This is a genomic window from Polaromonas sp. P1_G2, assembly GCF_056405515.1.
Window position 1 is genome coordinate 1 of the sequence record NZ_JBFUBY010001611.1, and the last position, 378, is coordinate 378.

General features: G+C 55.0%; 2 protein-coding genes. Both read left to right on the plus strand.

The window, feature by feature from the left end:
* Window positions 1–150 (plus strand): hypothetical protein (locus AC1D0P_RS31780; RefSeq protein ID WP_477680366.1); only part of this gene is annotated, 150 nt, incomplete at its 5' end.
* A 1-nt stretch (window position 151) separates the two neighbouring features.
* Window positions 152–378, plus strand: a 227-nt coding sequence (locus AC1D0P_RS31785; RefSeq protein WP_477680365.1) for a hydantoinase B/oxoprolinase family protein, incomplete at its 3' end; no start/stop codon positions are given.

Below are 378 nucleotides of genomic sequence, written 5' to 3' on the forward strand. Positions count from 1 at the left end.
GTCTATGATCGCGACGATCTGCCCTCGGGCTTCCGCTTCACCGGGCCGGCCGTGGTCGAACAGTTTGACTCTACGGTGGTTGTGCCTCCCGGCACTTCAGCTTCCGTCGACAAGTACCTGAATATCCTGATCAATATCAAAGAGGCATGAGATGAACGGCGACGCGCAATTCAACGGACTCGATCCGGTCACCTTCGAGGTTCTGAAGAACTCGTTCATCACCTCCGTCGACCAGATGGCGGAGCAGATGCTGAGAACCTGCTATTCCTTCGTCATCTACAATCGCGACTTTTCCAATGGGCTGCATGATGCACATGGCAATTCGGTCGCCCAGGGTACGCAGGACATTGCCGTGCATGTCGGCACATTGCATTTCAC